This is a genomic window from Aliterella sp. E5.1 (assembly GCF_057473825.1).
This window is the reverse complement of the sequence record NZ_JBYCCV010000145.1, coordinates 1-7,201: the sequence shown is the minus strand read 5'-3', so window position 1 is coordinate 7,201 and position 7,201 is coordinate 1. Positions and strand designations below refer to the sequence as shown.

Below are 7,201 nucleotides of genomic sequence, written 5' to 3'. Positions count from 1 at the left end.
GTAGAGCCAGACGCAATGGCTGATGATTTCAGCTGGGAAGCGGTGGCGTTTGTACAGGTTGGCAGCGCTCATGGTTGGGCAGCCTAACACGTTGCTGCTTTGCGGCAGTTAACCTGACAATGCCCAGCATGGTCGTAAAGAGGGTCGTCAAAAATGACTTTTGCCAGTGCCTCACCTCTGGTAGGTGAGTGAGGGCGTCGGTTATGATTGTTTTCAAGCCGTCGCTGATGGGTTTGTTCATACCTCTATCTATCAGCTGACGGCTCTCTTGTCATCCCCAGCTGAACTGTCCGGAGTATTGAGGCTATTATAGGCTATTAAAGGTGCGGGACCTATTAGGGTTAGGAGACAGAGCTTTGACCTACCGTGTACTCATTCCAGAGGACATCGCCCAAGAAGGCAAAGACTATCTCGTGCAGCGTGGTTACGAGCTTATACTCAATACCGGCACCTCGCCGGAGAGCCTGCGGCGGGACATAAGAGACTGCGACGCCCTTTTGCTTCGCAAGGCCATTCTTAGCGCCGACATCTTGAAGGCGGCAAGAAAACTTAAAGTCATCGCCAAACACGGCATCGGGGTGGATAACATCGACTTAGCTATCGCCGCCGCGTTGGGCATCGTCATCACCAACGCACCATTGTCCAATGCCGTGACGGTCGCCGAACACACCTTGGGCGTCATCCTCGCCTTGGCAAAAAATACCTTGAGAGGCGACAGGGCCGTGCGGCAGGGAGACTTCGGCTTTCGCAACCGTACGCTGGGCATGGACTTAGAGGGCAAGACCTTGAGCCTCGTCGGCATCGGCAGAATCGGCTCGGAGGTCGCGCAAAAAGCCTCGTTGGGCTTTGGCATGTGCGTCATCGGCTACGACCCCTATGTGCCCGAGGACAGGGTTATTCCCGAGATAACGCTGACCCGAGACTGGGAAGAGGTCTTTCGCGGTGGCGACTTTATCAGCCTGCACCTCCCCCTGACTCAAACAACGCGAGGGCTTATAGGGCGGCGCGAGTTTTTGCTGATGAAGCCGTCGGCCTACCTTATCAACGCCGCTCGAGGGGAAATTGTCAGTGAGGAGGCCCTTATCGCTGCCCTGCGGGAAAAGAGACTTGCCGGCGCCGCTCTGGACGTTCTTGAAGAAGAGCCACCCGCACCGGACAATCCTCTTTTGTTCATGGACAACGTCGTCCTGACGCCGCATCATGCCGCCCTCACCAAGGAGGCCACGGTGCGCATGGCCCTCCATGCCGCCATAGGGATTCACGAGGTTTTGTCCGGTCAGCCGCCCAGTTGGCCGGTTGTCATTCCCGCGCAAGGAAGTGCGTTATGATTCGAACGAATAGAATAAAGCAAACGCTCAAGCGGGGGGGCAACGTCATCGGTACGTTCGCTAAAATCACTGACCCCGCCGTTGTCGAGATTTTGGGGCTTCTTGGTTTTGACTTTTTTGTTCTCGATAACGAACACGTGGCCATGAACAAAGAGAGCATGGTCAACTTGATTCGTGCGGCCGAGTTGAGCCCCATCGTGCCGATTATCAGGGTGAGAGAAAACAGCCCGGTTGAGATCCTGCAGGCCCTCGACGCCGGGGCACTTGGCGTACAGGTGCCGCAGGTTGACACGGTGGCGCAGGCCCAGAGCGTGGTGCGGAGCGCGAAATATGCTCCCTTGGGCCAGCGCGGCTTTGCCCCGTCTCACCGCGCTGCCGCTTATGGCCTCACGGACCCGCAGGCGTTCGCGGCGCAGTCCAACGAAGAGACGCTGGTCGTCATCTACTGCGAAACCGTCACTGCCTTGGAGAATTTAGATGGCATCCTCGGGGTGGCCGAAGTAGACGTCATCTTTATCGGCCCCTTTGACCTCTCGCAGTCTTTAGGCGTCATCGGTCAGGCCCAGCACCCCAAGGTGCGCGAGACGGTTGAGCGCATCGTAGCGAAGACGCGCGCGGCCGGCAAGGCCGTGGGCATCATCGCCGCAGACAGCGCTGAAGCGAGAGGCTATCTCGAGCGCGGTGTCCAGTACGTCACCATCAGCTCCGACCTCGGCATGATTGCCTCTCAGGGAAAGGCTTTTTTGGCAGGTTTGAGGGCAGAGTAGAACCCGCACGCCTGGCAAGAATTACGCGTTGCATAAAACGTTTACAGCAACATGTAGGACTAACCAACCATTAACGACATAGCGCCATCAATCCAAATTTCTGAACCTGTGATAGTACTGGAGTCATCAGATGCCAGAAATAATACTAGTTTAGCAACGTCTTCCGGCATAATCGGCTTACCGCCTGTCAAGGGGATTTTTCCTTTAGGAAAGGCTACTGGAAGTTCGATTTTCTCTAGATTCCGCGCCTCCTTTGTTTCATTGATGTGGGTATATGTGGATCCTGGACATATTACATTCACACGCACCTTATACTGTGCAAGCTCCAAAGCCATCTTTTTAACAAAGGTGACTTGAGCAGTTTTCGTACATGCGTAAGCTGTTGAGCCTGCGAAGGTGAAGACTCTCGTTCCGTGTAATGAAGAGGTCACAATAGCAGAACCACCCTGCTTGCGCAGATAAGGCACCGTGTACTTGAATGTTAAAAAGGTTCCTTTTAAATTGATGTTCATCGTCCTGTCCCACTCTTCGGGCTCCAACTCATCCACAGGAGCCCAAACGCCGTTAATGCCTGCATTAGCAAAGATGATATCAACGCCTTGCCATTCCTCCACGAGCCTTTGCACGGCTTGCTCCATCTGCTCTGGCCTCGAAACGTCAGCATGCAGACCCAAGGCTGCCCCACCTTCACGTACAATTTCGGCAACCGTTTCTTTTACTTCGCCCTCTCTATTATCCAGTGCACCGATCTTGGCACCTTCTCTTGCTAGCATGAGTGCAGCAGCTTTTCCGATACCGGAGCCTGCGCCTGTGATTAAGGTCACTTTGTTTTTTAGTTTCATAAGATTGTCCTTGTGAGCCTTTTCTAAGAGGAAGAGTATTCAGGTTTTGCATTTCAGTCCTGAATTGGTGGTATTGTTTCTGTCACACAAGCTAGTGTTGCCGCAAGGTCCGACCGACACCTTCATCCTTGGCGCGCCAAGGACAAGCTCCTCCCTACAGGTGATCATGTTCGCGATGAATCTTTTTACTCGCCTAAGGATGAAAAGGGAACCGCAGCAAACCTCATCAGAGAAAGGCCTTCGGATCGTAAGCCTCAAGGGCACTCCAAGTTGACCAAACACGGCTTTGCGGTAGCCCTGTAGAGCTATACCGCAAAGCCGGAACCCTATGAAGTGGAACGGCCAAATGGCTTTCGATTGGAAAGGCGCCATCACCATTGGGGAGTCAAAAGATGCTTTCAGTTGCACTCATAGCGTGACCTCATCTAATCGGACTTTGATTTCGAAGATCATTTTGGAATTTGCGGTAGCCCCACGGTAGCTCTACACAAGCTTGACTAAAAGCGCATCAAATGGCGGTATAGTAACCGTAATTTCACGACCTTTTATGGTAGGTTTTCTCTCCCCCCACAGAACTTCACAATCACTGAATGGACCCCAATTATTGGAAACCAACAATGTTGTCACCGGACAATCCGCTCGGTTATTGATTACCCACAGATATGTACCCCCCTCTCCCGTATGTAACCTCGCCGTAACCAGATCTTCGTTAGGTTTAACATGTTGCTCTTTATCTGCCCAAGAAGGAATGCCTGCATAAAAGTTCTTTGATTCCTGGCTGTAATGCTGCCAGTATCCTATTCCAGAAAGCGTTCCTATTAACCTGGTTTTGCCCTGACCATATGCGTTATCCACTACAGCGATACGACCGTCTGCATAGTGCCCAGCTGCCACACCTCCTGCTAGCTTATACGCTTGCCGATAAACTCCACCATATATCCCATTATTACCGTCTACACTAAAGGTCTCGTTCTCTAGCAGATCGGGAACAAATTCAACATAATCCTGGGTAGCCCCAAACACCTTATCCAAACCCAGATTGGGTTGCACGACTCCCGCTCTTCCATGGTCACTAAAATAGGCAGGGCAACCCTCGGAAATAAGACATCCGCCGCGCTCCACCCAGCTTGCTAGCGCCCGAGCCGTCCCCTCTTCGAGCATGATTGGGCTCGGCAGGTACAGCAGTTCATAATTGTCAATCTGGTGGATACGTACCCAGTCAGCCTGGATATTGTTATCGAGGAATGCCCGGTAAGCCCCCCGTGCGGAATTGGCGTAAAAGTCACTGCTTTCCTGCCAAAGCGTAACGTAAACCTGCGATTCCGGCGCGGCCACTATGCCTATATCTCCTGCGACAGGTGATGATTTCCAAAGCTTTTCTTGCTCCGGGGCATTGGCCCACTTGGCGATCTTAGCCGCCATTTCTGAGCGAGGCGTGCTAGAACCATCCATATCGTAATAACCCATACCGCCAAACAAGGGGCCATCAAGCAAGGGGCGCCAACGATTCGAGAAAATACCCTTAACCCCACCAGCCATTGCAATCAGATTGGTAAGGCGTACATCTTCTCCTTGGGGTATCCTCCCGGTTTCTCTAGGATTCCCATTACGTACTGATGTCCAAATAGGACCTGCTGACATTTCCGCAGCCCAAAAAGGTTTCCCACCAGCGCCACTGCGGGTAACATCTGGACTAATCCAGCGTTTCCAGCGGTCCCGAAACCTGTCAAGAGAAGCACTTCCTCCTCCGTAACCATAGCCATCAAGAGGTTTGGCCGCTCGCCAGACATCATCAGCAGCATCCACCATTCGGTGAATGCTCGAATCATCAACGCCATGTGCTGTGACGACATTGATTGGATCAAGCTCGCGAACCAGATCCACACGCCATTGAAACAGCCGAAAGGCGTTATCGATTCGGAACCCCACCCAATCCATTTGATCCGGGTAAGCTCCCCTTCGACGTCGTGGTGGATCTATCACCTGTGGTGGTAGTACTTGTTCCCAATCAGAATAACTATACCGCTGCCAGGCCTCACCTAACGTTCTCACATCCCCGTATTTCTCTTTCAACCAATCACGAAATCTCTCTATTGTTGCAGGGCAGTAGCAATACATAAATGAAGACGAAAAAAGGTTGGTTTCGTTCCAGAGATCGTACCAGCCCATAGCTGGATGGTTCTTGTAACGGTTGACCAGTTCAGTCAAAAAATTTCCGGCAGCCTCCTTGGCGTCTTCATTGTCGTAGCAAAGCCCAGGAGAACCCCCAGTAACCGAACTGTTGCGCATATTACTCCCTATTTTCTTTCCCTCCGAGTTTAAATAACGGGCATGGGCAAACTCATGAAATGCCCATTCTGGAGCTAGATGGATAAGCTCTGCAATTACAGTTTTTATGCCATACTTGGCCGCAAGGTCAAATTGCTGGTCATAATCATCCCAGTCGAACTTACCTGAAGCAACCTCAATGACTCCCCACATAAACCAGTGCCTAAAGGCATTCATACCATCTTCTGCAGCTTTCTGATAGTCTCTTTCCCAGTCTTCCTTTGGAGGATTGGACTTTCGAAAGTAGACTGCGCCATATGGGTATACAGGTAGACCGGTCTTTTTCATCATCAATGCCCTCCTAAGGGTTTGATAATCATGAGGTTATCCTTGCTTCTTTTGTAGAGTCTCCAGGTGTTGCACTTCAGCCACTTCGTTCACGTACCCGGCCTCATTAGGAGCACGGAGTTTAACTTCAGCACGTTCCATCCCTTTTTTGACTGCGGTTAATTGTTCCATTGTTGCGGTGTCCCAGAAGGCTAAAGATAAGCTGTCTGCACTACTTTCAACGGAAACTCGGATCGCTTCATAGATCATCTCAGGATTTGCCTTTAGTCTAAGAGCAATGGCGGCATTGAGAGGAAAGCCCTCTCCTAGCTCACGCCTCGCGTTGGTGAGCCACTGGGCCTTTTGGGACATGAGTGCTGGATCCCCCCACTGCTCGGTGTAATCCATAAGACGCACAGCATCGAGGTAAGGTTTAAGATCCTTTAACTGCTGGCCGATGTACTCAGGTACGGGCCAGCAGCTATTGAAGCGAAACTTAACTTTGGAATTAGCTGTTTCAATGGTTTCGTGCATTATTTTAAAATGTGCAGTGATTGATTCACATCTGAAGCGAAGCCATTCGTATAGTTCAGGATGCTCTAGCAAAAACTTCACCGGGCTGCTGTTACCCTTTTCCAGCGAGAGCCGAGTTTCCGAGAGCACCAGGCTCTTATAGAACACGAGACCTTGTTTGCTATTTAGTACATCAGCATAATGCTTTACTGTCTTTGTAATGTTATCCCAATCTAGCCCGGCACCTCTCGCCTTTTTTTCACAAGCCTTACAAAAACACCCTCCAAGCGTCACACCTAAGAAAGGGTGCAGATCACGTTTACCTTCATTGAATAGAAGATTGCTGATTTGAAAAGTGTCAATGTCGTGATTGGCTACCAAGTCAGATATTAAGCAGTAAATGTACTGCTGAGCATCAGGATTATTCCAACACAGTTGTTGGCCGAATCGACGACCATAAATGTCTTGCTGAACACAGTCTGAAAATTCCTCCGCAGCACGTTGTTTGTCAAGTGGAGTATGAGAGATTGCAACTTGAGGCCGCATGTTGCGTTTTCGAGCAGCGTCACTCAGCACGTTTATCCAATCAGTACCCTTGAGGAAATCACGTTCGGTCGAACGCGGTTTGATTCGACTATCGGCATAGTGTTTCGGGTCGGGTAGCCAGTAAATCCGACTGTCTTCTGGTAAGTAATGCTTTCGTACAGGATTGTGGGGGAAAAATGTACCCAAATGAGGCCGTTTTTCATGATGCATGAGGGCTGTTATGTAGACTGCATTGCATCCAGCTTTTTCCTGCACGGTATCAAGTATATAATCAACACCTTCATCCGCTAAATCCCAAGCATAAAGTGCTATTGTTAGTTCATCTATATACATGCTGTCTCTCCCTTTCTGAGCGTTACTAAACCTCTTCGGTGATCAAATCGAGGTAATTATTAATGGACCTTTATTTCTAATTGATTCGTTTGTCATCTGGCTCCTCAAGCCTTTGCTTAATGTTTCTTGGAATAAACCGATCCTATCTAATACTACAACGAGACTTCACTCCAACCATTCTCCAAGCTGAGCTAGACGCTTCTTGAGGTGCGATTTCCTCGCCGCCTCATGACGCTCCTGGTAATAGTTGACGATTCGCACGGTCTTGTCTAGGTCG

Annotated in this window: 5 protein-coding genes; 2 read left to right on the top strand and 3 right to left on the bottom strand. The window is 50.5% G+C overall.

The genetic code is table 11. From position 1 onward, the window contains the following. Window positions 1-356 precede the first annotated feature (356 nt). Window positions 357-1,328, top strand: coding sequence for a hydroxyacid dehydrogenase (locus AC2VE5_RS23315; protein ID WP_486890050.1), 972 nt, complete (start codon window positions 357-359; stop codon window positions 1,326-1,328). Then, entirely contained in the window at window positions 1,325-2,095 is a 771-nt protein-coding gene (locus AC2VE5_RS23310; RefSeq protein WP_486890049.1) for an HpcH/HpaI aldolase family protein, read from the top strand. Before AC2VE5_RS23315 ends, AC2VE5_RS23310 begins: the two co-directional genes overlap by 4 nt. Before the next feature lie 59 nt (window positions 2,096-2,154). Here the strand turns inward: AC2VE5_RS23310 and AC2VE5_RS23305 are convergent, their stop codons facing one another. The 3 genes from AC2VE5_RS23305 to AC2VE5_RS23295 form a co-directional block, all read right to left on the bottom strand. Beyond that, on the bottom strand, window positions 2,155-2,937 hold the full coding sequence (locus AC2VE5_RS23305; protein WP_486890048.1) for an SDR family oxidoreductase: 783 nt from the start codon (window positions 2,935-2,937) through the stop codon (window positions 2,155-2,157). A 483-nt stretch (window positions 2,938-3,420) separates the two neighbouring features. After that, window positions 3,421-5,556 carry a beta-galactosidase gene (locus tag AC2VE5_RS23300; protein WP_486890047.1) on the bottom strand — a complete coding sequence of 712 codons (2,136 nt, stop codon included), beginning with the start codon at window positions 5,554-5,556 and terminating at the stop codon, window positions 3,421-3,423. Between the two features lie 33 nt (window positions 5,557-5,589). Beyond that, entirely contained in the window at window positions 5,590-6,924 is a 1,335-nt protein-coding gene (locus AC2VE5_RS23295) for a hypothetical protein (protein ID WP_486890046.1), read from the bottom strand. Between the last annotated feature and the right edge of the window lie 277 nt (window positions 6,925-7,201).

Bases quoted from the DNA above. Each gene is read 5' to 3' on its own strand.
- AC2VE5_RS23310 (WP_486890049.1), top strand. From the start codon at position 1,325: ATGATTCGAACGAATAGAATAAAGCAAACGCTCAAGCGGGGGGGCAAC.
- AC2VE5_RS23305 (WP_486890048.1), bottom strand. From the start codon at position 2,937: ATGAAACTAAAAAACAAAGTGACCTTAATCACAGGCGCAGGCTCCGGT.
- AC2VE5_RS23300 (WP_486890047.1), bottom strand. From the start codon at position 5,556: ATGATGAAAAAGACCGGTCTACCTGTATACCCATATGGCGCAGTCTAC.
- AC2VE5_RS23295 (WP_486890046.1), bottom strand. From the start codon at position 6,924: ATGTATATAGATGAACTAACAATAGCACTTTATGCTTGGGATTTAGCG.